General features: G+C 70.8%; 21 protein-coding genes. 4 read left to right on the plus strand and 17 right to left on the minus strand.

What is annotated here, in order from left to right; genetic code table 11:
* Window positions 1-34 precede the first annotated feature (34 nt).
* The 9 genes from rsfS to rplU all read right to left on the minus strand — a co-directional run bounded on the left by rsfS (window position 35) and on the right by rplU (window position 6,915).
* Window positions 35-409, minus strand: a complete 375-nt coding sequence (gene rsfS, locus IEX37_RS04835; RefSeq protein ID WP_188755134.1) for a ribosome silencing factor — start codon at window positions 407-409, stop codon at window positions 35-37.
* Entirely contained in the window at window positions 409-1,716 is a 1,308-nt protein-coding gene (locus tag IEX37_RS04840) for a hypothetical protein (RefSeq protein WP_188755135.1), read from the minus strand. The genes rsfS and IEX37_RS04840 overlap by 1 nt, the downstream gene beginning before the upstream one ends.
* Window positions 1,713-2,312, minus strand: a complete 600-nt coding sequence (gene nadD, locus IEX37_RS04845) for a nicotinate-nucleotide adenylyltransferase (RefSeq protein ID WP_268236514.1) — start codon at window positions 2,310-2,312, stop codon at window positions 1,713-1,715. Before nadD ends, IEX37_RS04840 begins: the two co-directional genes overlap by 4 nt.
* Window positions 2,313-2,320: 8 nt before the next feature.
* Window positions 2,321-2,524, minus strand: coding sequence for a hypothetical protein (locus IEX37_RS04850; RefSeq protein ID WP_188755136.1), 204 nt, complete (start codon window positions 2,522-2,524; stop codon window positions 2,321-2,323).
* Window positions 2,525-2,572: 48 nt separating this feature from the next.
* Complete coding sequence (locus IEX37_RS04855; protein ID WP_188755137.1) at window positions 2,573-3,850, minus strand: glutamate-5-semialdehyde dehydrogenase; 1,278 nt, start codon at window positions 3,848-3,850, stop codon at window positions 2,573-2,575.
* Window positions 3,847-4,674: a glutamate 5-kinase gene (gene proB / locus IEX37_RS04860; protein ID WP_188755138.1), complete on the minus strand. Its 828-nt coding sequence runs from the start codon at window positions 4,672-4,674 to the stop codon at window positions 3,847-3,849. Before proB ends, IEX37_RS04855 begins: the two co-directional genes overlap by 4 nt.
* On the minus strand, window positions 4,671-6,182 hold the full coding sequence (gene obgE / locus IEX37_RS04865) for a GTPase ObgE (protein ID WP_188755139.1): 1,512 nt from the start codon (window positions 6,180-6,182) through the stop codon (window positions 4,671-4,673). The genes proB and obgE overlap by 4 nt, the downstream gene beginning before the upstream one ends.
* A 122-nt stretch (window positions 6,183-6,304) precedes the next feature.
* Window positions 6,305-6,559 carry a 50S ribosomal protein L27 gene (gene rpmA, locus IEX37_RS04870; RefSeq protein WP_188755140.1) on the minus strand — a complete coding sequence of 85 codons (255 nt, stop codon included), beginning with the start codon at window positions 6,557-6,559 and terminating at the stop codon, window positions 6,305-6,307.
* Window positions 6,560-6,606: 47 nt separating this feature from the next.
* A complete protein-coding gene (gene rplU / locus IEX37_RS04875; protein WP_188755141.1) occupies window positions 6,607-6,915 on the minus strand; it encodes a 50S ribosomal protein L21 in 309 nt (102 codons plus the stop codon).
* 212 nt (window positions 6,916-7,127) lie between these two features.
* On the opposite strand from rplU, the gene IEX37_RS04880 reads away from it, so the two are divergent.
* Window positions 7,128-7,418: a DUF4031 domain-containing protein gene (locus IEX37_RS04880; RefSeq protein WP_188755142.1), complete on the plus strand. Its 291-nt coding sequence runs from the start codon at window positions 7,128-7,130 to the stop codon at window positions 7,416-7,418.
* Here the strand turns inward: IEX37_RS04880 and IEX37_RS04885 are convergent.
* The gene (locus tag IEX37_RS04885) at window positions 7,405-9,867 is read right to left on the minus strand and encodes an Rne/Rng family ribonuclease (RefSeq protein WP_188755143.1); all 2,463 of its coding nucleotides are present in this window, start codon (window positions 9,865-9,867) and stop codon (window positions 7,405-7,407) included. The two genes, IEX37_RS04880 and IEX37_RS04885, sit on opposite strands and share 14 nt — an antisense overlap.
* Before the next feature lie 309 nt (window positions 9,868-10,176).
* Here IEX37_RS04885 and IEX37_RS04890 point away from each other — a divergent pair, with 309 nt between their 5' ends.
* The gene (locus IEX37_RS04890; RefSeq protein ID WP_188755144.1) at window positions 10,177-10,773 is read left to right on the plus strand and encodes a vitamin K epoxide reductase family protein; all 597 of its coding nucleotides are present in this window, start codon (window positions 10,177-10,179) and stop codon (window positions 10,771-10,773) included.
* A 19-nt stretch (window positions 10,774-10,792) separates the two neighbouring features.
* Here the strand turns inward: IEX37_RS04890 and ndk are convergent, their stop codons facing one another.
* The 5 genes from ndk to IEX37_RS04915 form a co-directional block, all read right to left on the minus strand.
* Window positions 10,793-11,206: a nucleoside-diphosphate kinase gene (gene ndk / locus IEX37_RS04895; RefSeq protein WP_188755145.1), complete on the minus strand. Its 414-nt coding sequence runs from the start codon at window positions 11,204-11,206 to the stop codon at window positions 10,793-10,795.
* A 67-nt stretch (window positions 11,207-11,273) separates the two neighbouring features.
* The gene (locus IEX37_RS04900; protein ID WP_188755146.1) at window positions 11,274-11,708 is read right to left on the minus strand and encodes a DUF4233 domain-containing protein; all 435 of its coding nucleotides are present in this window, start codon (window positions 11,706-11,708) and stop codon (window positions 11,274-11,276) included.
* Window positions 11,696-13,078: a bifunctional folylpolyglutamate synthase/dihydrofolate synthase gene (locus IEX37_RS04905; RefSeq protein WP_229663080.1), complete on the minus strand. Its 1,383-nt coding sequence runs from the start codon at window positions 13,076-13,078 to the stop codon at window positions 11,696-11,698. The genes IEX37_RS04900 and IEX37_RS04905 overlap by 13 nt, the downstream gene beginning before the upstream one ends.
* Entirely contained in the window at window positions 13,075-16,404 is a 3,330-nt protein-coding gene (gene ileS, locus IEX37_RS04910; protein ID WP_188755147.1) for an isoleucine--tRNA ligase, read from the minus strand. The genes IEX37_RS04905 and ileS overlap by 4 nt, the downstream gene beginning before the upstream one ends.
* Window positions 16,405-16,885: 481 nt before the next feature.
* A complete protein-coding gene (locus tag IEX37_RS04915) occupies window positions 16,886-17,632 on the minus strand; it encodes an endonuclease domain-containing protein (protein WP_229663081.1) in 747 nt (248 codons plus the stop codon).
* A 524-nt stretch (window positions 17,633-18,156) separates the two neighbouring features.
* Between IEX37_RS04915 and valS the strand changes: the two genes are divergently transcribed.
* Both valS and IEX37_RS04925 read left to right on the plus strand, forming a co-directional pair.
* Window positions 18,157-20,739 carry a valine--tRNA ligase gene (gene valS / locus IEX37_RS04920; RefSeq protein ID WP_188755149.1) on the plus strand — a complete coding sequence of 861 codons (2,583 nt, stop codon included), beginning with the start codon at window positions 18,157-18,159 and terminating at the stop codon, window positions 20,737-20,739.
* The gene (locus IEX37_RS04925) at window positions 20,739-20,996 is read left to right on the plus strand and encodes a hypothetical protein (RefSeq protein ID WP_188755150.1); all 258 of its coding nucleotides are present in this window, start codon (window positions 20,739-20,741) and stop codon (window positions 20,994-20,996) included. The genes valS and IEX37_RS04925 overlap by 1 nt, the downstream gene beginning before the upstream one ends.
* 81 nt (window positions 20,997-21,077) lie before the next feature.
* Here the strand turns inward: IEX37_RS04925 and IEX37_RS04930 are convergent, their stop codons facing one another.
* Both IEX37_RS04930 and clpX read right to left on the minus strand, forming a co-directional pair.
* Complete coding sequence (locus IEX37_RS04930) at window positions 21,078-21,818, minus strand: hypothetical protein (protein ID WP_188755151.1); 741 nt, start codon at window positions 21,816-21,818, stop codon at window positions 21,078-21,080.
* A 23-nt stretch (window positions 21,819-21,841) separates the two neighbouring features.
* A complete protein-coding gene (gene clpX, locus IEX37_RS04935) occupies window positions 21,842-23,113 on the minus strand; it encodes an ATP-dependent Clp protease ATP-binding subunit ClpX (protein ID WP_188755152.1) in 1,272 nt (423 codons plus the stop codon).
* Window positions 23,114-23,230: the final 117 nt, after the last annotated feature.

Genomic DNA, 23,230 nt, shown 5'->3' on the forward strand with positions numbered 1-23,230 from the left:
CTTACTACAGGACGACCGAGTCCGGAAAATCTGGTCAGTCCTCCGGGCGCGTCGTCGAGACCTCGACGGGGACGACGGGGCAGTCCTTCCAGAGGCGCTCGAGGGCGTAGAAGGAGCGCTCCTCCTGGTGGAAGACGTGCACGACGAGGTCGCCGAAGTCGAGCAGCACCCATCGCGATTCGGCGCGGCCCTCGCGGCGCAGGCGCTTGTGTCCCGCCTCGTGCAGGCGGTCCTCGATCTCGTCGGCGATCGCGGCGACGTTGCGCTCGCTGCGGCCCGTGACGAGCAGGAAGACGTCGACGAGCGGGAGCGGCTCCGACACGTCGAGCGCGACGAGGTCCTCACCGCCCTTGGCGTCCGCCGCCTCGGCGGCGATCTTCAGCATGGCGAGCGATTCGGCCGAGGCCATCACAGCACTCCCGTCGTGAAGGCGACGATCACGACGCCGATGAGCGCGACACCGAGCGCAGCCGCGGTGATGCCGAGGATGAGCGTCAGCTTCTGGTTCTTCTCCGGCGCCGGAGGGCGGATGACCTCGGACGGGCTCTTCGACGTGCTGACTGCCGCGCTGGCCGCGATCGGCGTCGGCGAGGAGGACAGCGGCAGCTCGCGGTCGATGAGCACGGCGTCGACGTCCTTGCCGTCCGTGGCCCCCTCGACGTGGCCGCGCGATCCGAAGCCGTCGGGCAGCGTGTGGGAGCTGGTGAGCAGGAGCTCACCGGTCGCCGTGATCGGTGCGCTGAGCGGAATCGGACCCGGGTCCTGCGTGAGGACGAGGGTGCTCCCGGCCGCCGCGGAGCCGCTCGAGTCCGAGGACTGCGACAGGATGTCCTCGAACGACCCGGGTGCCGAGCCGGCGCGCTTGTCGGCGTCGAACAGCGCGGAGCCGAACCCGGGGTCCACGACCGGGCGGTCGGGAAGATCGGCCGCCTTCTCCTGGACCGCGTCCTCGGCGACGTCCGCGACCTCCGCCACGAAGACGGTCTGCACCGGGGCCTCCGCGTGCTTGTCCTCGGCCGCAGGAACGGCGTCGTCCTGTGCATCGGTCGCGGCGGGCACGGTGGGCTCGGCGACGAGCTCGTCCGGCGCAGCGCCGGTCGTGCCGTCCCGCGATGGGGCCGGCTCATCCACCACCTCGTACACCACCGAGGTCTCGCTCTCGGCGACACGCTCAGCCTTGACGGCCCTGTCCGCGGCGGCCCTGTCCGCGGCGAGGCTGTCCTCGGCGCGCTCGCGGGGCGGGATGCCGGTGGCGACGCCCGCGTCCGAGCCGGCGTCCCCGGCCGCCGGGAGCGGCTGCTCGCCGGTCAGGCCGGCGCCGCGGCGTTCCCGTTCCCGCACCTGGCGCCGGGTCAGCGGCCGCCCGCCGAACTCCTGCGGAAGCTCGGACGCCTTCGGCGGCGCCTGCGGGGCCGACGACTCCTGAGCGGCGGCCTCCAGCGCGGCGGCCTCGGCGGCCGGCGCCGCTTCGCGACCGTCCGCCTCGGAGGCGGCGGGAGAAGGCTCGTCGCGCGCGTCGGCGGGCGCCGTCTCGCGGACGGCCGGCGGGGCCTGCTCCTCGGGAGTCGCGGAGGGTTCCTCAGGCGCGGGGACGTGGGCGGCGGCGCCCGCGGCTGTGACATCCGCCGGCGTGATGACGGGGTTCTGCCCCGTCATGCGCATCTCGCGCAGCTGGCGGCGGGTGAGCGGCTGCGAAGGCTTGTCCGGTGTGCTCATGCCTTGCTCCGATACAGGTGATGCTTCGCGATGTACTGCACGACACCGTCCGGAACCAGATACCAGACGGGGAACCCGCGGCGCACGCGGTCACGGCAATCGGTCGACGAGATGGCCAGTGCCGGGATCTCCAGCTGGCTGACGCCGCGCACCGGCAGCCCCTCGACGTCGAGCACGTGACCGGGTCGGGATACCGCGACGAAATGCGCCAGATCCCACAGCTCATCGTGGTCTCTCCAGCTGAGAATCTGCGCCACGGCGTCAGCGCCCGAGATGAAGAACAGCTCCGCGTCCGGCCGCTGCGCACGAAGGTCGCGCAGCGTGTCGACCGTGTAGGTGGGGCCGTCGCGATCGATGTCGACCCTGCTCACCGTGAACTGGGGGTTCGAGGCGGTCGCGATGACCGTCATCTCATACCGCTGCTCGGCGGGCGAGACCTGTTCCTTCTGCCAGGGGCGGCCCGTCGGGACGAACACGACCTCGTCGAGGCCGAACGACTGCGCTACCTCGCTCGCCGCGACGAGGTGTCCGTGGTGGATGGGATCGAACGTCCCACCCATCACGCCGATCCGCAGTGGTCCCGACTGCACCGTCACGGGGCGACCTAGTGGCCGTGACCCGTCTCGTGCTCGACGTGCGCTTCGACCTTGTGCGCGTGCCGGTTCGACACGTTGCGGTAGGACGCCGTCACAGCGGCGAGGACGCCGAAGATGACCAGCGCGACGATGCCGAACGGCAGCGTCTCCAGCATGACGTTGCCGTGGTGGTCGGTCTCAGCGGCGGTGACCGCAAGCGCGGCAAGGTGCATAGAAGCTCCGTTCGGGTTGAGGCGGACGTGCGTCGTCCAGCTTATCGTTCAGGGGCGCACCTGACCGGCGCCACGTCCGAGCCACTTGGTGCTCGTCAGTTCCGGCAGCCCCATGGGGCCGCGCGCGTGCAGCTTCTGCGTCGAGATGCCGACCTCGGCTCCGAAGCCGAACTCGCCCCCGTCCGTGAAGCGGGTCGAAGCGTTGGCGAGGACCACGGCCGAGTCGACCTCGGCCAGGAAGCGCTCCGCGTTGCGCACGTCGGTCGTGACGATCGACTCGGTGTGGCCGGTCGAGTAACGACGGATGTGATCGAGCGCGTCGTCGAGGGTGTCCACCACGCGCATCGCGATGTCCAGGCTCAGGTACTCGGTCGCCCAGTCGTCCTCGGTGGCGGGAACCACGCCCGGCGCGAGCGACGACACGGCCTCGTCGCCGTGCACGGTGACGCCCTCGCCCTGCAGCGCGGCGACGACCGGCGGGACGAGCCGCTCGGCGGCGGCCCTCAGGACCAGCACCGTCTCGGCCGCGTTGCAGACGCTCGGGCGCTGCACCTTCGCGTTGACGACGATCTCGCGCGCCCAGTCCTCCGGCGCCGACTCGTCGAGCACGACATGGACGTTCCCCGCGCCCGTCTCGATGACCGGCACGATGGACTCCGTCACGACCGTCTCGATGAGACCGGCGCTGCCGCGCGGCACGAGCACATCGATGAAGCCCCGTCCCTGCATGAGCGCTCGGGCCCCGTCGCGTCCGAAGGCATCCACCGACTGGATCGCCTCGGGCGAGATCCCCTGCCGCTCGAGCGCGTCCCGCATGACCGCCACGAGCACGGTGTTGGACGCCAGGGCCGCGCTGCCGCCGCGCAGGACCACGGCGTTGCCGGAGCGGAGGGCGAGCGCGGCGATGTCGACCGTGACGTTGGGGCGCGCCTCGTAGATCGCGCCGACCACGCCGAACGGGACGCGCACCTGCTCCAGGTTGACGCCGTTGGGCATGCGGTGGCCGCGCACGACCTCCCCCACGGGGTCGGGCAGCGCCGCGATCGCGCGCACGGCGTCGGCGAGCCCCGCGATACGCGGAGCGTCGAGCCGTAGGCGATCGAGGAGGCTGCGGCCGATGCCGTCACGCTCCCCGCGTGCCAGGTCGTCGGCGTTCGCGGCGATGATGTCGTCCGCGTTCGCGACGAGCGCGTCGGCGATCGCGCCGAGCGCGGCAGCCTTCTCCGCGCTCGTGAGACGGGCGGTGATCCGGGCGGCGTCCTTCGCGAGACGCAGGCGGTCGGCGGGCGTGTCCACCGCGACCCGGGGATCCTGGACGATGCTCATTGGGAAAGTGTATCGACCGGCCCGGTCGCCACGACCTCGGGACGCGGCGCCGGCTCGAACCACGTGCCCACCCGGTCTCCGGCCAGCGCCTGGGCGACGAGATCGGCGCTCGTGACGAGCACGCCGATCCCGCTCGCGGCGGCGAGCCGGGCCGCGGACACCTTGGTCGCCGCTCCCCCGGTGCCGACGCTGTTGACGACGGTCGCGCCGAACTCGAGCCCGGACAGATCCGCGTCGTGCGCGATCACGTCGAGGGGCTCGGCGCCGGGCTCGCTCGGGGGATGCGTGTAGAGCGAGGCGATGTCGCTCAGCAGGACGAGGGCGTCCGCTTCGACCAGGCGTGCCACGAGAGCCGCGAGCCGATCGTTGTCGCCGAAGCGGATCTCCTGCGTGGCGACCGTGTCGTTCTCGTTGACGATGGGCAGGATGCGGAGCCCCAGCAGGCGCTCGATGGCACGCTTGGCGTTGCTGCGCGACGTCGCGTTCTCGAGGTCGCCGGCCGTCAGCAGCACCTGGCCCGCGACGATCCGGAACGGACGCAGCGCCTCCTGATAGCGGAAGACGAGCACGTTCTGCCCGACGGCCGCGGCGGCCTGTTGCGTCGCCAGGTCGGTGGGGCGTGTCTCGAGTTCGAGGAACGGCATGCCGGTGGCGATCGCACCGGACGACACCAGAAGCACCTCCGCCCCGCGGCGGTGCGCGTCGGCGATCGCCTTCACGATGACCGGGATGCGCCACGAGGACTCTCCGCTGATCGACGAAGAGCCGACCTTGACCACGATGCGGCGCGCGGACGCGAGGTCCGCCCGCACCGCGACGCTCACGACGCGCCCTCCTCGGGCAGGTCCTCCCGGCGCGCACGGCGCAGCTCGTCCTCCTCCGCGCGGGCGGCCGCACGCGCGTCCTGTCGCTCGTAGTACTTCTCGCGCCGCTCGGACGTGGTGCGGCGGCGGTTCTGGAGCAGACGGGGGTCGGTGCCGCGGGGCGCCTGGATGAGCTCGGCCGCGGAGCTGATCGACGGCTCCCAGTCGAAGACGATGCTGTCGCCCTCGCCGATCACGACCGTGGATCCGGGCACCGCGCCCGCGCGATAGAGCTCGTCCTCCACGCCCAGCTTCTCGAGCCGGTCGGCGAGGAAGCCCACGGCCTCCTCGTTCTGGAAGTCGGTCTGCTGGACCCAGCGCACGGGCTTCTCGCCGAGAATGCGGTACACGGCGCCGTATGTGCCGCCCTCGACGCGCACCGAGAACTCCTTCTCGGATCCCTTCGGGCGGATGATGATGCGCTCCTTCGGCGCTGCGACCGGAGCCGCCTTGCGGTGCTCCTCGATGATCTCGCCGAGCGCGAAGGTCAGCTCGCGCAGGCCGCGTCGCGCGACGGTGGAGATCTCGAACACGCGGTATCCCATGGCCTCCAGGTCGGGACGGACGAACGCCGCCAGCTCCTCGGCCTCCGGAACGTCGATCTTGTTGAGCACGACCACCTGAGGGCGCTCCAGGAGGGGCGCCTGTCCTTCGGGCACCGGGTAGGCGCCGAGCTCCGCCCGGATCACCTCGAGGTCGCTGATCGGGTCGCGACCGGGCTCCAGCGTGGCGCAGTCCAGCACGTGCACCAGCGCCGTGCATCGCTCGACGTGGCGCAGGAACTCCAGGCCGAGGCCGCGCCCCTCGCTCGCCCCCTCGACGAGGCCGGGCACGTCCGCGATCGTGAAGCGGGCGTCGCCGGCCTGGACGACACCGAGATTCGGGTGCAGCGTGGTGAACGGGTAGTCGGCGATCTTCGGGCGCGCGGCCGACACGGCCGCGATCAGGCTGGACTTGCCCGCGGAGGGGAACCCGACGAGCGCGACGTCCGCGACCGTCTTGAGCTCGAGGACGACATCGCCCTCCCAACCGGGCGTGCCGAGCAGCGCGAAGCCGGGCGCCTTCCGCTTGGGCGACGCGAGAGCCGCGTTGCCGAGCCCTCCCCGACCGCCCGGAGCCACGACGAAGCGCATGCCCGGCTCGATCATGTCGACGAGCAGCTCGCCGGACGGATCCTTCACGACCGTCCCGACGGGGACGGGCAGCTCCAGGGTCTCCCCCACGGCGCCCGACCGGTGATCGCCCATGCCGAAGCCGCCGTTGCCCGCCGAGCGGTGCGGCGAGTGGTGGTAGCTGAGCAGCGTGGTGGTCTGCGGGTCGGCGACCAGCACGATGTCGCCGCCGTTGCCGCCGTTGCCGCCGTCCGGGCCGCCCAGCGGCTTGAACTTCTCGCGGTGAACGGAGACGCAGCCGTTCCCGCCCTTGCCGGCGCGAAGATGCAGCGTCACCTCATCGACGAACGTGACCATGATCCCTACCGCCCAGATGTGCTCGTGAAGTCGCGGTCATGAGGATACGACCGCCGAAAAAGACAGGACGGGGCAGGCTCGAAGCCCGCCCCGTCCGAAGTGGATGTCCGCGCTGTGACGAATTACTCGCCCGCGACGATGTTGACGACCTTGCGGCCGCCCTTCGTGCCGAACTGGACCGCGCCCGCGGCCAGGGCGAACAGCGTGTCGTCGCCACCGCGGCCGACGTTCGCGCCCGGGTGGAAGTGCGTGCCGCGCTGGCGGACGAGGATCTCGCCGGCGTTGACGACCTGGCCGCCGAAGCGCTTCACGCCCAGTCGCTGGGCGTTGGAGTCGCGGCCGTTCCGCGTGGAGCTTGCGCCCTTCTTGTGTGCCATTGCTAGCCCTTACTCTCTCGAAGTTCCGTCTGGAGTGCCGTCGGGACTTACTTGATGCCGGTGACCTTGACGCGCGTGAGCTCCTGACGGTGGCCCTGGCGCTTCTTGTAGCCGGTCTTGTTCTTGAACTTCTGGATGACGATCTTCGGGCCGCGCAGGTTGCCGAGGACCTCGGCCGTCACCTTGACCGCGGCCAGCTTGTCGGCGTCCGTCGTCACGCTGTCGCCGTCGACGAAGAGCACGGCGGGCAGCTCGATCGTCTCGCCCGCGGCAGCCTGCACACGGTCGAGCTGAACGATGGTGCCGACCTCGACCTTCTCCTGCCGGCCACCGGCGCGCACAACTGCGTAAACCACTTCACACCTGTTTCATTGGGGAAGCCTGCCGGCTTCCGAATCTCACGGGAAGACTTCGCTTGCTCTCGCTGGCAGCGAGGGGCGTCTGCAAGACTTTCGTCGCGCCGCCGTCGTCAGCGCGCGACACAGGGGACGCACCAAAGGAATACTCTACCCGATCCTGGCCCGATCCGGCAAAGCGGTCCCTCTCGGCGCGTCGTTAGGATCGTGGGATGGCGATCCTCGTCGACGACCCGGTGTGGCCCGCGCACGGGCGCCGGTGGGCGCACCTCGTGAGCGACACCGACCTGGAGGAGCTGCACGCGTTCGCGGCGGCGCACGACGTCCCAGCACGCGCGTTCGACCACGACCACTACGACGTGCCGGAGCAGCAGGTGCCGGCCCTGGTCGCCGCGGGGGCGCGACGGGTCTCCGGGAAGGAGCTCGTGCGCGCCCTGATCGCGTCGGGCCTTCGCGTCACCGCCCGGCAGCGGCGCGGCCGCGGCGGCTTCAGTCCGCGGTAGGCGGGACGGGCGTGACGGCCACGGCGGTGCCCGTGAGCGCCGCCGTCGTGACCCGCCGGCTCCGCCCGCGTCCCTGGCCCGGCGCCTTCGGCTCGGGGAGCGCGCTGAGCACCGAGTCGAGCAGCTGCTCGGCCTCCGACTTCGGGGCCGACGGTTCCGCGCTGCGCTTGCGGCGGGACTTCTTGGGGCGCTCGGGAGCGGACGGTTCCGTGCGCGGGCCCTCCGGCAGATCGATCTCGATCGGCGCCTGCGCGGCGGGCTTCTCGGCGGGCGCGATCGTCGAGGCGGCGATCTGCGCGAGCGCCGTCTTCACACCCTCCGTGATCACGTGGGTGCCGTTGGAGCCGCCCGACGAGCCGTTCGGGCTGCCGTTTCCGCCCGAACCGTTCGAGCCGCCCGACGAGCCGCCGTTGCCGCCGCGCGAGCGGCGCCCGGAGCCGGAGCCGCCGCCGGGGCGGTGCTTGACCACCGGGTCGTGGTGCACGATCAGCCCCCGGCCGGCGCACGTCTCGCACGGCTCGCTGAACGTCTCGAGCAGCCCGAGCCCCAGCTTCTTGCGCGTCATCTGCACGAGCCCCAGAGAGGTCACCTCAGCGACCTGGTGCTTGGTGCGGTCGCGGCTCAGGCACTCGACGAGTCTCCGCAGCACGAGATCGCGGTTGGACTCCAGCACCATGTCGATGAAGTCGACCACGATGATCCCGCCGATGTCCCGCAGGCGCAGCTGCCGCACGATCTCCTCGGCCGCCTCGAGGTTGTTCTTGGTGACGGTCTCCTCGAGGTTGCCGCCGGAGCCGACGAACTTGCCCGTGTTGACGTCCACGACCGTCATGGCCTCGGTGCGGTCGATCACGAGCGATCCGCCCGAGGGCAGCCAGACCTTGCGGTCGAGCGCCTTCTCGATCTGCTCCGTGATCCGGAACGCGTCGAACGGGTCCTGCTCGCCCTCGTACTTCTCGATGCGGTCGAGCAGATCCGGGGCGACGCCCTCGAGGTAGCTCGTGATCGTGCGCTGCGCATCCTCGCCCTGGATGAGCATCTTCGAGAAGTCCTCGTTGAAGACGTCCCGGACGATCTTCACCAGCAGATCGGGCTCGGAGTGCAGCAGGCTCGGCGCCTGCCCCTTCTCGACCATGCTGCTGATGTGCGCCCACTGGGAGGTGAGTCGGTTGACGTCGCGCGTGAGCTGCTCCTCCGTGGCCCCCTCGGCGGCCGTGCGCACGATCACGCCGGACGACTCGGGCAGCACCTCCTTGAGGATCTTCTTCAGGCGCGAACGCTCGGTGTCCGGCAGCTTGCGGGAGATGCCGTTCATCGCACCGCCGGGCACGTAGACGAGGTAGCGGCCGGGCAGCGAGATCTGGCTCGTGAGGCGGGCGCCCTTGTGGCCCACGGGGTCCTTCGTCACCTGCACGAGCACCTTGTCGCCCGGCTTGAGGGCGAGCTCGATGCGGCGAGGCTGATTCCCCGTCTCCACCGCGTCCCAGTCGACCTCACCCGAGTAGAGCACCGCGTTGCGGCCGCGCCCGATGTCGACGAACGCCGCTTCCATGCTGGGCAGGACGTTCTGGACCCGGCCGAGGTACACGTTGCCGATGAGTGAGGCGTCCTGGCTGCGGGCGACGTAGTGCTCGACGAGCACGTTGTCCTCGAGCACGGCGATCTGCACGCGCCCGGCCTTGGAACGAACGACCATCTGGCGGTCGACGGCCTCGCGTCGCGCGAGGAACTCCGCCTCGGTGACGACCGGACGGCGCCGACCGGCCTCGCGACCGTCGCGTCGCCGCTGCTTCTTGGCCTCGAGGCGCGTGGAGCCCTTGATGCGCTGGGGCTCGGTGACGACCTCGACGACGCGCTGGCGGCGCCGGCCAGCGGCGCCACCGCCGTTGTCCTCAGCTTGCGGCGATGCGTCGGAGTCATCGGACCCGCCGCGGCGGCGGCGACGCGACGAGCGGCCACCGCCGCTGGGCGACTCGTCCGGGGCGGGAAGCGCCGGCAGCGGCTTCACGTCGGGAGCGTAGAAGTGCAGGGCCGTGCTGACCTGCGAAACGAAGTTCTCCGGCAGGAGCCCCAGGCTCACGGCGGTCGGACGCTCCGGCTCGGCCGGCTCCTCCGCCGCGGTCTGCGCGGGCTGCTCGTCGCCGGTCTGCGCGGGCTGCTCGTCGCCGGTCTGCGGAGGCTGCTCGTCGCCCGGCTCAGCGGGCGCCTCCGGCTCAGCGGGCGCCTCCGGCTCAGCGGGCGCCTCCGGCTCAGCGGGCGCCTCCGGCTCAGCGGATGCGTCCGGCTCGGACGGGGTGTCCGGCTCGGCCTCGGGAGCGGCGTCGGCGCGCTCGGCGGCCGGCGTCTGCTCGACAGCCGCGTCTGCGGTCTCGTTCGCGCCCTCCGGCGCTACGGCGTCCCCGGACGCGTCGACGGTGCGGTCATCGTGCTCATTGTTCTGTTCAGCCATCGCTGGCGTACTCCCTGCGGGCGGACAGCCGCGCGTCGCCCGGAAAACTCGTGCTGCTCCGCACTCAGGCGGTGCCGCGAACTCACTCGGCCTGCGACCGGCTCGCGACGACGGTCGCGCGCTTCTGATCGCACAGGGCAGCCATTGCCCCGAAGTCTTCATTCGACGCTCGTCTCGGCGCGGCCGAGAACACGTCAACAGCCATTATCGCATCACCGGCGCGATTCGCGCACGCAAGTGCTTGGCGTGGCGAGCCGCGTGCCCGGCCGATGGGCCTTCGCTCAGGTCCGGAGGGGAGAGAATGGCCGGGTGACAGAGCCCCGCACCCTCCCCACCGCTCTCGCCCTCTGGCTCGTCATCGCGGGCGCGATCGGCTGGTGGGCGGCCTTCTCCCTCACCGCCGAGCGCTTCCACCTGCTGATGAACCCCGGCTCCTCCGCCGGGTGCGACTTCAGCCTCCTGGTGCAGTGCGGCGCGAATCTCACGTCGTGGCAGGGATCCGTGTTCGGCTTCCCCAACCCCATCCTCGGTCTCACGGGATGGGTGGCTCCCGTCGTCGTCGGCATGGCGATCCTCGCGGGAGCGCGGTTCGCGAAGTGGTTCTGGGCGCTGTTCGCGCTCGGGATGACGTTCGCGTTCGGGTTCATCGTGTGGCTCATCGGCCAGAGCATCTATGTGCTGGGCACCCTGTGCCCGTGGTGCATGGTCACCTGGCTGGTCACGATCCCGACGTTCTACGCCGTGCTGCTGCACGCGCTGCGCATCGGGGCGCTGCCGGCTCCCCGGGCCGCCCGGAGGGCGGCCGGTACCCTCGTGGGGTGGCTTCCGCTGCTCGCCGTGCTCAGCTACGCCATCATCGCGGTGCTGGCCCAGCTCCGGCTCGACGTGCTGAACTCCCTGTTCTGACGTCGACAGACGCCGCCTGTCAGAACCAGATGCCGAGCTCGCGCTGGGCGGACTCGGGGCTGTCCGAGCCGTGCACGAGGTTCTGCTGCACCGCCACGCCCCAGTCGCGACCGAAGTCGCCGCGAATGGTGCCGGGAGCGGCCGTCGTCGGGTCCGTGGTGCCGGCGAGGGAGCGGAACCCCTCGATCACGCGGTTGCCGGCGAGGCGGATCGCCACGCTGGGGCCCGACATCATGAATTCCAGGAGCGGCTCGTAGAACGGCTTGCCCTCGTGCTCGGCGTAGTGCTGCGCGAGACGCTCGCGCGTGGGCTCGACCAGCCGGATGTCGACGAGGGAGTAGCCCTTCGCCTCGATCCGGGCGAGGATCGCGCCGGTGAGCCCGCGCGCGACGCCGTCGGGCTTGATGAGGACGAGGGTCTCTTCGGTGGCCATGTGCGGTGTGCACCCTTTCGTTCGTGCCGCCGATTCGCTCGACGGTGTTGCCAGTCGGTCGCTTGTGTCAGTTCGGTCGGTCGGCGGATCCGGACTGCGCGGCGATACGCCGCTCGATCCGTCCCCCACCGATGGTCGCATACGCCCACATCCCGCCGAAGACGAGCGCGACGAGCAGCATGGCGGGCACGAAGAACGCGCCGAGCGCCACGACCACCTGGAGCACCCAGCCCACGGCGAACGCCCACCGGTGGCGCAGCAGGCCGCTCGTCAGGAACATCGCGACGGCGACGACCGAGCCGCCCACGATCCCCCACCAGGGCGCGATGCCCTCGGGGAGCGCCCGCAGGCCGTAGATCGACAGGCCGCCGAGGAAGACGATGATCGCCTCGAACGCCAGCACGACCTGACCGAGCTTCTCCGGCAGGGTCCGGTATCGGCGCGGCTTGCCCTGCCCGGTCCCGTCGTTCGGCTCCGGGGTTCCCTGCGTCAGCTCTGCCATCCGGACTTCCAATCCTCCGCCTGGGCGAGCGCGATCGCCTCGCCCGCCAGTACGACCGAGCCGGCGATCACGACCGCCCGCCGGTTCGAGCTCGCCGCCCACTCGCGCGCGGCATCCGCGGCATCCGCCAGGTGCGGATGCACCGTGACGCGCAGACCGGCGCTCTCGGCGAGATCCGCCAGGTGATCGGCGTCCGCCGCCCGGTCGGACTCCGGCGCCGTGACGAAGACATGGGCGGCGATCGGGCCGAGCTCACGCACGATGCCCACCTCGTCCTTGTCGCCCAGCACGCCCAGCACGAGGCCCCACTCGTCGAAGTCGAACGACTCGGGAAGCGCGCGCGCGAGCGCAGCGGCCCCGTGGGGGTTGTGAGCGGCGTCGACGACGACCGTGGGGTCGATGCCGACCAGCTGGAGACGCCCGGGCGAGACGACCTCGGCGAGCCCCTCGGTCAGCACCTCGGCCGAGAGGGGCTGCGACGAGGCGCCGATCAGCGATTCGACCGCGGCGATCGCGAGGGCCGCATTGGCGCCCTGGTGGCGGCCGTACAGCGGCAGGTACTCCTCGCCGTACTCGCCCGCCAGGCCCTTCACCGTGATGAGCTGACCGCCGACGGCCATCCGGTCCTCGGCCAGCGAGAAGTCCGCGCCCTCGAACGCGATCGTCGCGCCCTTCTCCGCCGCGACCCTGCGCAGCACCTGCTCGGCCTCGGGCACCTGGCGGGCCGACACGACGCGTGCGCCGTCCTTGATGATCCCGGCCTTCACCGTCGCGATCTCGGCGATGGTGGCCCCGAGGCGGTCGGCGTGGTCGATGGCGATGGGAGCGAAGACCGCGACGTCGCCGTCGGCGGTGTTGGTCGAATCCCACGCGCCGCCCATGCCGACCTCGAGCACGAGCACGTCGATCGGCGCGTCGGCGCACGCGACGAAGGCGAGCACGGTCAGCAACTCGAAGAACGTCAGAGGCTCCTCGCCCGACGCCTCGAGCTCGGCGTCGACGATGCCCACGAAGGGCACGATCTCGTCCCACGCGTCCGCGACCGCGGCATCCGCGATCGGGGCGCCGTCGATCAGGATGCGCTCGGTGAAGCGCTCCAGGTGCGGGCTCGTGAACAGGCCGGTGCGCAGGCCGTGCGCGCGCACGAGGCTCTCGATGATCCGGCTCGTGGACGTCTTGCCGTTCGTGCCGGTGACGTGCACCACCCGGTACGTGCGCTGCGGGTCGTCGAGCAGCTCGAGCACGCGCGCCGTGCGCTCCATGCGAGGCTGCACCCAGCGCTCCCCCGCGCGTTGCAGCAGCGCCTCGTACACGGCGTCGGCGCGACGCCGGTCCTCGGGCGTGCTCTCGACGATGTCGCTGTCGCTCACTGTGCTGCTCCGATCCTGCTGACCGCGACGACGAAGTCGCCGGCGTTGGCGTAGGTGCGCGCCGCGATGACGGCGGTGTGCTCGGCCTCTCCCGCGTCCGCCCCCGTGGTGAGCGTGTGCTCGAGCGCGAGGGTCTCGCCGGCCACGTCCGCGACCTCGAATGCGCTCTCCACGGCCGCGGCGTCGGCCGCATCGGCGAAGGCGAGCGACAGTCGGATGCGGTCGCTCACGTCGAACCCGGCCGCCTTTCGCGTGTCCTGCACCGCGCGAACCACGTCGCGGGCCAGGCCCTCGGCCTCGAGCTCGGGCGTGGTGTTGGTGTCCAGCAGCACGAAGCCCCCGCTGGGCAGGAGCGCGAGCGCCTCACCCTCCGGGCGTCCCGCGGTCTCGAGCACGAGCTCGTACTCGCCCGGTTCTAGCGCGAGGCCGCCCGCCGTGACGACGCCGTCCCTCTCGGACCAGTCGCCGTCCTTGGCCGCGCGGATCGCCTGCTGCACCTGCTTGCCCAGGCGCGGGCCCGCAGCGCGGGCGTTCACCGTGAGGCGATGCGAGATGCCGTACTCGGACGCCGTGGTCTCGCCGAGCTCGACGAGCTCGACCGCCTTGACGTTCAGCTCGTCGCGCAGGATGTCCTCGAACTGCGATAGGGCACCGGCCTGAGCGGTGACGACCGTGAGCTTGGCCAGGGGCAGGCGCACGCGCAGCCCCTCTTTCTTGCGCAGCGCGTTCGCGACGCTGGATACCTCGCGCACGGCGTCCATGGCCGCGCGGATGTCGGCGGCGTCGGGGAACGCCGACGCGTCCGGCCAGTCGGTGAGGTGGACGCTGCGGCCGCCGGTCAGGCCCTGCCACACGCGCTCGGATACCAGCGGGATGAGCGGGGCGGCGACGCGGGTCAGCGTCTCCATCACGGTGTAGAGCGTGTCGAACGCCTCGGTGCTCTGCGCGTCTTCCGAGACGACGCCCATCCAGAAGCGGTCGCGCGAACGGCGGATGTACCAGTTCGTCAGCACCTCGGCGAAGTCCCGCAGCCGCGCCGCGGCCGTCGTCGAGTCGAGGCGGTCCAGGTCCTCCGCGACACCCGTGACCAGGTCGCCCAGCAGCGCCAGGATGTACCGGTCGAGCACGTCGGTGGAGTCGGTGCGCCAGGTCGCCTCGTAGCCGGAACCGTCGGGCCCGCCCGCGGCGTTCGCATAGGTCGCGAAGAAGTACCACGAGTTCCACAGCGGCAGCAGGAACTCGCGCACGCCGGCGCGGATGCCCTCCTCGGTAACGACGAGGTTGCCGCCGCGCAGCACGCTCGACGACATCAGGAACCAGCGCATGGCGTCCGAGCCGTCGCGGTCGAACACCTCCGAGACGTCCGGGTAGTTGCGCAGCGACTTCGACATCTTCTGACCGTCGTTGCCGAGCACGATGCCGTGGCAGGACACGCCCGTGAAAGCGGGGCGGTCGAACAGCGCCCCCGACAGCACGTGCATCACGTAGAACCAGCCGCGGGTCTGGCCGATGTACTCGACGATGAAGTCCGCCGGTGCGTGCGAGTCGAACCACTCGCGGTTGTCGAACGGATAGTGCACCTGCGCGAAGGGCATCGATCCGGAGTCGAACCACACGTCGAACACGTCCTCGATGCGGCGCATCGTGCTCTTGCCCGTCGGGTCATCCGGGTTCGGGCGCGTGAGCTGGTCGATGTACGGTCGGTGCAGGTCGACCTCGCCCTGCTCGTTGCGGGGCAGCGTGCCGAAGTCGCGCTCGAGCTCCTCCAGCGACCCATACGCGTCCACGCGCGGGTAATTGGGGTCGTCCGACTTCCACACCGGGATGGGCGAGCCCCAGAACCGGTTGCGGCTGATCGACCAGTCCCGCGCGCCCTCGAGCCACTTGCCGAACTGGCCGTGCTTGACGTTCTCCGGCGCCCACGTGATCTGCTCGTTGAGCTCGAGCAGCCGGTCCTTGAAGTCCGTCACGCGGACGAACCAGCTCGACACGGCCTTGTAGATGAGAGGGTTCCGGCAGCGCCAGCAGTGCGGGTAGGAGTGCTCGTACGACTGGAGGCGGAGGAGGCGCCCGTTCTGGCGCAGCAGACGCACGATGGGCGTGTTGGCATCCATCCACAGCTCGCCCGCCACATCCGTGACCATGTCGAGGAAGCGGCCGTCGTCCCCCAGCGACACGATCGTCGGGATGCCCGCCGCGTCGTTGAGGCGCTTGTCGTCCTCACCGTAGGCCGGCGCCTGGTGCACGATGCCCGTCCCGTCCCCGGTCGTGACGTAGTCGTCCACGAGGATGCGCCACGCGTGCTGGGTGCCCCACTTCTCGGCGTCGGCGAAGTAGTCGAACAGCCGCTCGAACGCGACGTCCGCCAGGTCGGATCCCGCCACGCGCGTCCGGATCGCAGCCCTCGCATCGTCCGCGGACTCGTAACCGAGGTCCTTCGCGTAGCCCGAGAGCAGCTCCTCGGCGAGCAGGAACTCCTCGCCCGTGGCGCCCTCCTTCGCCCCGCTGGGTCCGGCCGGCACCACGGCGTAGGTGATCTGCGGGCCCACCGCGAGCGACATGTTGGTCGGCAGCGTCCACGGCGTGGTCGTCCACGCGAGCGCCCGCACGCCCTCGATCCCGAGCGCCGCGGCCTTCTCCCCCACCAGCGGGAACGTGACGGTCACCGAGGGGTCCTGGCGCATCTTGTAGACGTCGTCGTCCATGCGCAGCTCGTGGTTCGACAGCGGGGTCTGATCGCGCCAGCAGTACGGCAGGACGCGGTATCCCTCGTAGGCGAGTCCCTTGTCGTACAGCGTCTTGAAGGCCCACAGCACGCTCTCCATGAACGTGGTGTCGAGCGTCTTGTAACCGCGCTCGAAGTCGACCCACCGGGCCTGGCGGGTGACGTAGTCCTCCCACTCGCGCGTGTAGGCGAGGACGGACTCGCGCGCCTTCGCGTTGAACGCGTCGATGCCCATCTGCTCGATCTCGCTCTTCTCGGTGATCCCGAGCTGCTTCATCGCCTCCAGCTCTGCCGGAAGCCCGTGGGTGTCCCAGCCGAAGACGCGGTCGACCTTCCGGCCCCGCATCGTCTGGAAGCGCGGGAAGACGTCCTTCGCGTACCCGGTCAAGAGGTGGCCGTAGTGCGGCAGGCCGTTCGCGAACGGCGGGCCGTCGTAGAACACCCACTCCTCGGAGCCGTCGCGCTGCTCGATCGAGGCGCGGAAGGTGTCGTCCTGCTCCCAGAACGACAGCACGTCCCGCTCGATCGCGGGAAACCGCGGGCTCGGCGTGACGGCATCGCGGTCGGCGGCGGGTCCGAACGAGGACTTGGGGTAGGTCATCAGGGCTCCGTGTGAGGCCAGCAGTTCCGGAAGGGACTGCGAGGACGACCGGTCGGCCGCGGTACCACCCCGCGTTGCGCCGCCTCCCGTCTCCGGGCACGCGACGCCGCTCTCACTGCGGCTGTGACGGGCCTGCCCCGCGCGGTTCTACTGAGGCTTGCGCCGGTTCTTCCGCGAGCTCCCCGGTGATGTCCGGATCGATGCCGATGCGTCGATTCTACGGCGTCACCGGCGGGACGCGAACTCGACCCCGCGACCACGGCCACGTCCTTGCGCCACGCGCACGCGCCCCGCTGGGCCGCGCACGCCCGAGGACCCCGCGCGCACGCCCCGAGGAAATGCGCCGCTTCGAGGACGGATCCGCGGAAGACGCCCTCCGAGTTGCGCATTTCCTCTCCCGCGGAGCGATTACTCCTCGTGGGCGCGCCTGTGTGAGGAGCCAAACGACGCGCGGGCGGACGGGAGCGCGCACGAGAGCGGATCACGCGCGCCGGCGAGCGGACGGCGCGCGGTGGAGGCCCTGCGCGATGGCGCGGAGGACCAGGTCGTGCACGCGTTCCCACTGATTCATGATCTGGTCATAGCTGACGCGGATGACGTGGTAGCCCATCAGGCGCAGCCGCGCATCGTGCTCGATGTCGCTGTCCCGCTGGGGACCGACGTGGTGTCCCCCATCGATCTGGACAACCAGGCGCTCGCCGATCAGCACGTCGACCGGACGCCCCGCGATCACGACCTGCGGGATGACCGGCTCATCGAGCCACCGCAGGCGATGGCAGACGATCGATTCCGTCCCGGCGTCCGCGAACGGCCGAGCGAGCGCACACACGTCGCGGGCACGCGCTGGCAGCGGGTAGCCCGCCATCTCCTGGGCCTCGATCAGCCGCGCCTTGAGCGCGGACTCCCACACGGCGACCGCCTGTTCGCGCGGGAGGCAGCAGGCCACGAGCATCAGGACGTTCTGGATGGGATCGACCAACTCGCCGGGGCGCCGGGGCACGATCGGCTTCGCCCAGTGCACGTGCGCGGCCGTGCGCCCGACGGCTCCCGAGTGAGCCGGCGCCGCGACATGGTGCCGATCGGACCGGGGCACCCACAGCCCGAGACGCGCCGCCTGCGTCACGCAGGTCAGCACGACTCCGACCCGCGCCGCTGAGACGAGCATGGGGTCGGCGTTGGGCAGCGCGACCCAGCCCTGCCGCGGACGGCTGAGCAGGCCGAGGGCCACGGCTCCCTCTATCGCGCGTCGACCGGCGCCTGCCTCCCGCAGTTCGGCCACGCGTACAACCCCGCCACGAGCACGCACTTCTTCGACAACATCCATATGTCCACGCTGGCTCGCCCACCGGCCCCAGCCGCCCGTCCGGAGCGAAAACTGGACGCCCGCTCGCTTCCTCCGCCCTGTGGACGAGCCGCGCACTCGCGCGAGACAGCGGTTCCAGCGTGCCCACGCCGAGTGGATGTGCCAGATAGCGGATCGCATCCGCCACACGGCCCTCAGCGCTGCACATCTCCGCGATGCGGCGCGCCCCCTCCTCTTGGCGGCGCGCCGGTGAGGGCGGGGGACGCAGGCGGGAGGAGGGAGCGAAGAGGGAAGAGGGAAGAAGGCACAGGGCGAGAGGCGCGAGAGGCGCAGGACGTGCCGGCGGGGCGGACGCGTCGGCCGGGCGCGTCCCGGCGGGCGCCGGTAGACTGGGCGGACCCCACACTCAGGCACGCAGACACCGTGCCGCACATACCGAGGAGATCCGCATGGCCGCCGTTCCCGACAAGCCCGCCCTCGAGGGTCTCGAAGACAAGTGGGGCGCTGCGTGGGAGGAGCAGGGCACGTACCTGTTCGACCGCGACGCCGCGAAGGCGAAGGGCCGCGCGGGCGTGTTCTCGGTCGACACTCCCCCGCCCACGGCGTCGGGATCGCTGCACATCGGGCACGTCTTCTCGTACACGCACACCGACGTCAAGGCGCGCTACGAGCGCATGCGCGGCAAGACCGTGTTCTACCCGATCGGGTGGGATGACAACGGCCTGCCGACCGAGCGTCGCGTGCAGAACTACTACGGCGTCCGCTGCGATCCGTCGCTGCCGTACGACCCCGACTTCACGCCGCCGTTCGAGGGCACGACCAAAAACGTCAAGGCCGCCGACCAGGTGCCGATCAGCCGCCGCAACTTCATCGAGCTGTGCGAGAAGCTGACGGTCGAGGACGAGAAGACGTTCGAGGACCTGTGGCGCAAGCTCGGCCTGTCGGTGGACTGGACGCAGACGTACCGCACGATCTCGGACGACACGATCCGCTCGAGCCAGCTCGCGTTCCTGCGCAACGTCGAGCGGGGCGAGGCGTTCCAGTCCCTCGCGCCGACGCTGTGGGACGTCGACTTCCGCTCGGCGATCGCGCAGGCCGAACTCGAGGACCGCGACCAGCCGGCCGCGTACCACCGCCTCGCCTTCCACAAGGCCGACGGCTCGAGCGACGTCCACATCGAGACCACGCGTCCCGAGCTGCTCCCCGCGTGTGTGGCGCTCGTGGCGCATCCGGACGACGAGCGCTACCAGCCGCTGTTCGGCACCACGGTCGTCACGCCGCTGTTCGGCGTCGAGGTGCCCGTGCTGCCGCACCCGCTGGCGCAGCCCGACAAAGGCTCGGGCATCGCCATGATCTGCACCTTCGGCGACGTGACCGACATCATCTGGTGGCGGGAGCTGGACCTGCCGAACCGCACGATCATCGGCAAGGACGGCCGGATCGTCGCGGAGGCGCCGGAGGCCATCACGAGCCCCGTGGGCCTCGCGTTCTACGCCGAGCTGGCGGGCAAGACGGTCTTCAGCGCCAAGAAGCGCATCGTCGAGCTCCTGACCGAGTCGGAGGAGCTCATCGGCGAGCCGCGGCCGTTCATGCACCCCGTGAAGTTCTTCGAGAAGGGCGACCGCCCGCTCGAGATCGTGTCCACCCGGCAGTGGTACATCCGCAACGGGGCCCGGGACGAGCGCCTGCGCGAGCGGCTCCTCGAGCTCGGCCGCCAGATCGACTGGCACCCCGAGTTCATGCGCGTCCGCTACGAGAACTGGGTGAACGGCCTCACGGGCGACTGGCTGGTGTCGCGCCAGCGCTTCTTCGGCGTGCCGATCCCGGTCTGGTACGCGCTCGACGAGCAGGGCGAGCGCGACTACGACCGTGTGCTGCTGCCGGATGCCTTCCAGCTCCCGGTCGACCCGTCGAGCGACGTCCCGCCCGGGTACACGGAGGACCAGCGCGGCGTGCCGGGCGGCTTCGACGCGGAGACGGACGTGCTGGACACGTGGGCGACGTCGTCCCTCACCCCCCAGCTCGCCGGCGGCTGGCAGCGCGACGACGAGCTGTGGCAGCTGGTGGCGCCGTTCGACGTGCGCCCGCAGGGCCAGGACATCATCCGCACGTGGCTGTTCTCGACGCTGCTGCGCAGCGCCCTCGAGGACGACCGGGCGCCGTGGGCCAACGCCGCGATCTCGGGCTTCATCGTCGACCCCGACCGCAAGAAGATGTCGAAGTCGAAGGGCAACGTCGTCACGCCGGCGGACATCCTCGACAAGCACGGCTCGGATGCGGTGCGCTACTGGGCCGCGTCGAGCCGGCTCGGCACGGACGCCGCGTTCGATCCGCAGAACCCGACGCAGATCAAGATCGGCCGGCGCCTGGCGATCAAGGTGCTCAACGCGGCCAAGTTCGTGCTGGGCTTCGAGGCGCCCGGCGTGCTCGGGGACCCCGGCGCGGCCGTGACCGAGCCGCTCGACCTGTCGATGCTCGCGACGCTCGACGAGGTCATCGCGCAGGCGACCGCCTCGCTCGAGGCCTACGACCACGCCCGCGCGCTCGAGGTGTCGGAGTCGTTCTTCTGGACGTTCTGCGACGACTACCTGGAGCTCGTGAAGGAGCGCGCCTACGCGGGCGGCCCCGCGGGCCAGTCGGCCGCGGTCGCGCTGCGCACCGCCCTGTCCGCGCTGCTGCGCCTGCTCGCGCCTGTCCTGGCGTTCGCCGCCGAGGAGTCCTGGAGCTGGTTCCAGGAGGGCTCGGTGCATACCGCGCCCTGGCCGACCGTGAGCGGCGTGACGGGCGACCCCGCGGTGCTCGCCGGCGCGAGCGAGGCGCTGATCGGCATCCGCCGCGCGAAGACGGAGGCGAAGGCGTCGCAGAAGACCCCGGTCGACTCCGCGGCGATCACGGCGCCCGGCGACAGGGCCGCGGCTCTTCGGCTCGCCGCCGACGACCTGAAGGCGGTCGGCCGGATCGCCGAACTCGAGATCACCGAGGGCGAGGAGTTCGCGGTCACGCGGATCGACCTCGCGGAGACGGAGGACTGATGCAGCTCGGAACCCGCTGGACCGCCGGATCGCAGCCCCCGGCGTCCGTGCCCGCCGAACTGCGCGAGACGATCGCGCAGGTCGAGCACCACCTGACGTCCTCGGCCGTGCAGGGCGGTGCGATGCCGGGCTGGACGCTCACCTGGCTCGAGGGACGCCCCATCGCCGAGCTCGACACCGGCGTCACGGTCTCCCTCGGCCCCGACGGCAAGGCCGTGGTGGGCCACATCGACGGCATGAACGACGCCGAGCGCTGAGCCCGCGTTCGTCCCTCCCGTTGACTAGCCCCGGTGCTGTTCACTAGCGCGGGGAGCGCTAGTAAGCGGCACCGGCGCTAGTCAACGGTGGTGGTCGGGTGGCGGGAGGATGTCAGCGCCCGGGGGCGGCGGGAACGCGTGGTGGAGCGCGGCGCGGACGGCGTGCTCGCGATCGCCCGTCGCGTCGATCCGCTCGAGCAGGTCGGCCGGGAGATCGATCGTCAGGTGCGCCGAGTCCGCGTCCCTGCCCCGAAGGATCGCGCCGATCACGGGCGAGACGATCGTGCCGAGCACGCACAGGATCACGATCACCCATAGCGCGCGCCAGTACCCCTCGCCGAGCCGGATGTCGTCGGCCAGGATCGGGATGAGTCCGAGCACGGCGTATGCCGCGATGGTCGCCAGTGTGGCGCCCACCACGCCCCGCACGGCCGCCTGCGGTCGGCGCACCAGTTGGACGATCAGCGACGCATGCGCGAGAGCGAGCGTGGTGAGGATGCCCGCCCACGTCCCGCGCGCCCAGACCTCAGGGACCGACGAGTCGGCGGGTAGCCAGATCAGGACCACGCCGATGACGATGGTCAGCGTGGAGATCGGGAGTCCGAGCCAGCCCACCCACTGGTAGGGCTTGCCGAGGGTGGCGAGGTTGCACAGGACCGCGATCCCGTAGGCCCCCACGGCTGCGGTGGTGCCCATGACCCTGACCTCGAGCCTCCCGCCGTCGCCGGTCAGGATCACCGAGATCCCCGTGAGCGCGGCGATCGACAGGGAGACGACGACCGTCCAGATCGCGACGCGCCGGAACAACTTCAGCTCGTTCACGCGCTCGCTCCCCGCGCCGACGCCTACGCGCTCTTCTTCTTCTGGGCCAGCACCAGGGTCGGCTCGGCGCCGTCCTCGACGGCGGCGCGCGTGACGATCACCTTCGCAACGTCGTCGGCCGACGGGATCTCGAACATGATCGGTCCGAGCACGTCCTCGAGGATCGCGCGCAGCCCGCGCGCTCCGGTCTTGCGCGCGACCGCGAGATCCGCGATCGCCCGCAGCGCGTCGTCCTCGAACTCGAGCTGAACGCCGTCGAGCTCGAACATCCGCTGGTACTGCTTCACCAGGGCGTTGCGCGGCACGGTCAGGATCTCCATCAGCGCGTCCTGGTCGAGCGGGTTCACCGAGGCGACCACCGGCAGGCGACCGATGAACTCCGGGATCAGGCCGAACTTGTGGAGGTCTTCCGGCAGCACCTCGCTGAACAGCGCGCTGTCGTCGCTCTTGTCGTGCAGCGGGGCACCGAAGCCCACCCCGTGCTTGCCGACGCGGGACGAGATGATGTCCTCGAGCCCGGCGAACGCACCCGCGACGATGAACAGCACGTTCGTCGTGTCGATCTGGATGAACTCCTGGTGCGGGTGCTTGCGCCCGCCCTGCGGCGGCACGGAGGCGACCGTGCCCTCGAGGATCTTCAGCAGGGCCTGCTGCACGCCCTCACCGGAGACATCGCGCGTGATCGAGGGGTTCTCGGCCTTACGGGCGATCTTGTCGACCTCGTCGATGTAGATGATGCCGGTCTCGGCGCGCTTGACGTCGAAGTCCGCGGCCTGCAGCAGCTTCAGCAGGATGTTCTCGACGTCCTCGCCGACGTAGCCCGCTTCCGTCAGCGCGGTCGCATCGGCGACCGCGAACGGCACGTTCAGGCGCTTGGCGAGCGTCTGCGCGAGGTAGGTCTTGCCGCACCCGGTCGGGCCGAGCATCAGGATGTTGCTCTTGGCGACCTCGACATCCTCGGCCTTCTGGTCCGCGGGCTGCAGCTGGTTGCGCGCACGCACGCGCTTGTAGTGGTTGTACACCGCGACCGACAGGGCGCGCTTGGCCTGCACCTGGCCGACGACGTACTCGTCCAGGAACTGGAAGATCTCGCGCGGCTTGGGCAGGTCGAACTCGCTGACCTCTCCCCCGCCCTGCGACTCCGCCATGCGCTCTTCGATGATCTCGTTGCACAGCTCGACGCACTCGTCGCAGATGTACACGCCGGGGCCGGCGATCAGCTGCTGCACCTGCTTCTGGCTCTTTCCACAGAAGGAGCACTTGAACAGGTCGGCGCTCTCACCGATGCGAGCCATGTGAGTCCTCCCCGCGGATCTGGCTTCGAGTCTTCTTGAGCCTAACCGCTGCCACCGACGCCGGGGACGCCCCACACGCCGGATTCGATGACGGTCCGGTCACGACGACGCGAGGAT

This window comes from Microbacterium album (assembly GCF_014643695.1).
GTDB classification, from domain to species: domain Bacteria; phylum Actinomycetota; class Actinomycetes; order Actinomycetales; family Microbacteriaceae; genus Microbacterium; species Microbacterium album.

Coding starts and splice junctions, on each gene's coding strand:
- IEX37_RS04855 (WP_188755137.1), bottom strand. CDS start 3,850: ATGAGCATCGTCCAGGATCCCCGGGTCGCGGTGGACACGCCCGCCGAC.
- IEX37_RS04840 (WP_188755135.1), bottom strand. CDS start 1,716: ATGAGCACACCGGACAAGCCTTCGCAGCCGCTCACCCGCCGCCAGCTG.
- IEX37_RS04880 (WP_188755142.1), top strand. CDS start 7,128: ATGGCGATCCTCGTCGACGACCCGGTGTGGCCCGCGCACGGGCGCCGG.
- rsfS (WP_188755134.1), bottom strand. CDS start 409: ATGGCCTCGGCCGAATCGCTCGCCATGCTGAAGATCGCCGCCGAGGCG.
- ndk (WP_188755145.1), bottom strand. CDS start 11,206: ATGGCCACCGAAGAGACCCTCGTCCTCATCAAGCCCGACGGCGTCGCG.
- ileS (WP_188755147.1), bottom strand. CDS start 16,404: ATGACCTACCCCAAGTCCTCGTTCGGACCCGCCGCCGACCGCGATGCC.
- IEX37_RS04925 (WP_188755150.1), top strand. CDS start 20,739: ATGCAGCTCGGAACCCGCTGGACCGCCGGATCGCAGCCCCCGGCGTCC.
- IEX37_RS04885 (WP_188755143.1), bottom strand. CDS start 9,867: ATGGCTGAACAGAACAATGAGCACGATGACCGCACCGTCGACGCGTCC.
- clpX (WP_188755152.1), bottom strand. CDS start 23,113: ATGGCTCGCATCGGTGAGAGCGCCGACCTGTTCAAGTGCTCCTTCTGT.
- IEX37_RS04900 (WP_188755146.1), bottom strand. CDS start 11,708: ATGGCAGAGCTGACGCAGGGAACCCCGGAGCCGAACGACGGGACCGGG.
- valS (WP_188755149.1), top strand. CDS start 18,157: ATGGCCGCCGTTCCCGACAAGCCCGCCCTCGAGGGTCTCGAAGACAAG.
- obgE (WP_188755139.1), bottom strand. CDS start 6,182: ATGGTCACGTTCGTCGATGAGGTGACGCTGCATCTTCGCGCCGGCAAG.
- IEX37_RS04850 (WP_188755136.1), bottom strand. CDS start 2,524: ATGCACCTTGCCGCGCTTGCGGTCACCGCCGCTGAGACCGACCACCAC.
- rpmA (WP_188755140.1), bottom strand. CDS start 6,559: ATGGCACACAAGAAGGGCGCAAGCTCCACGCGGAACGGCCGCGACTCC.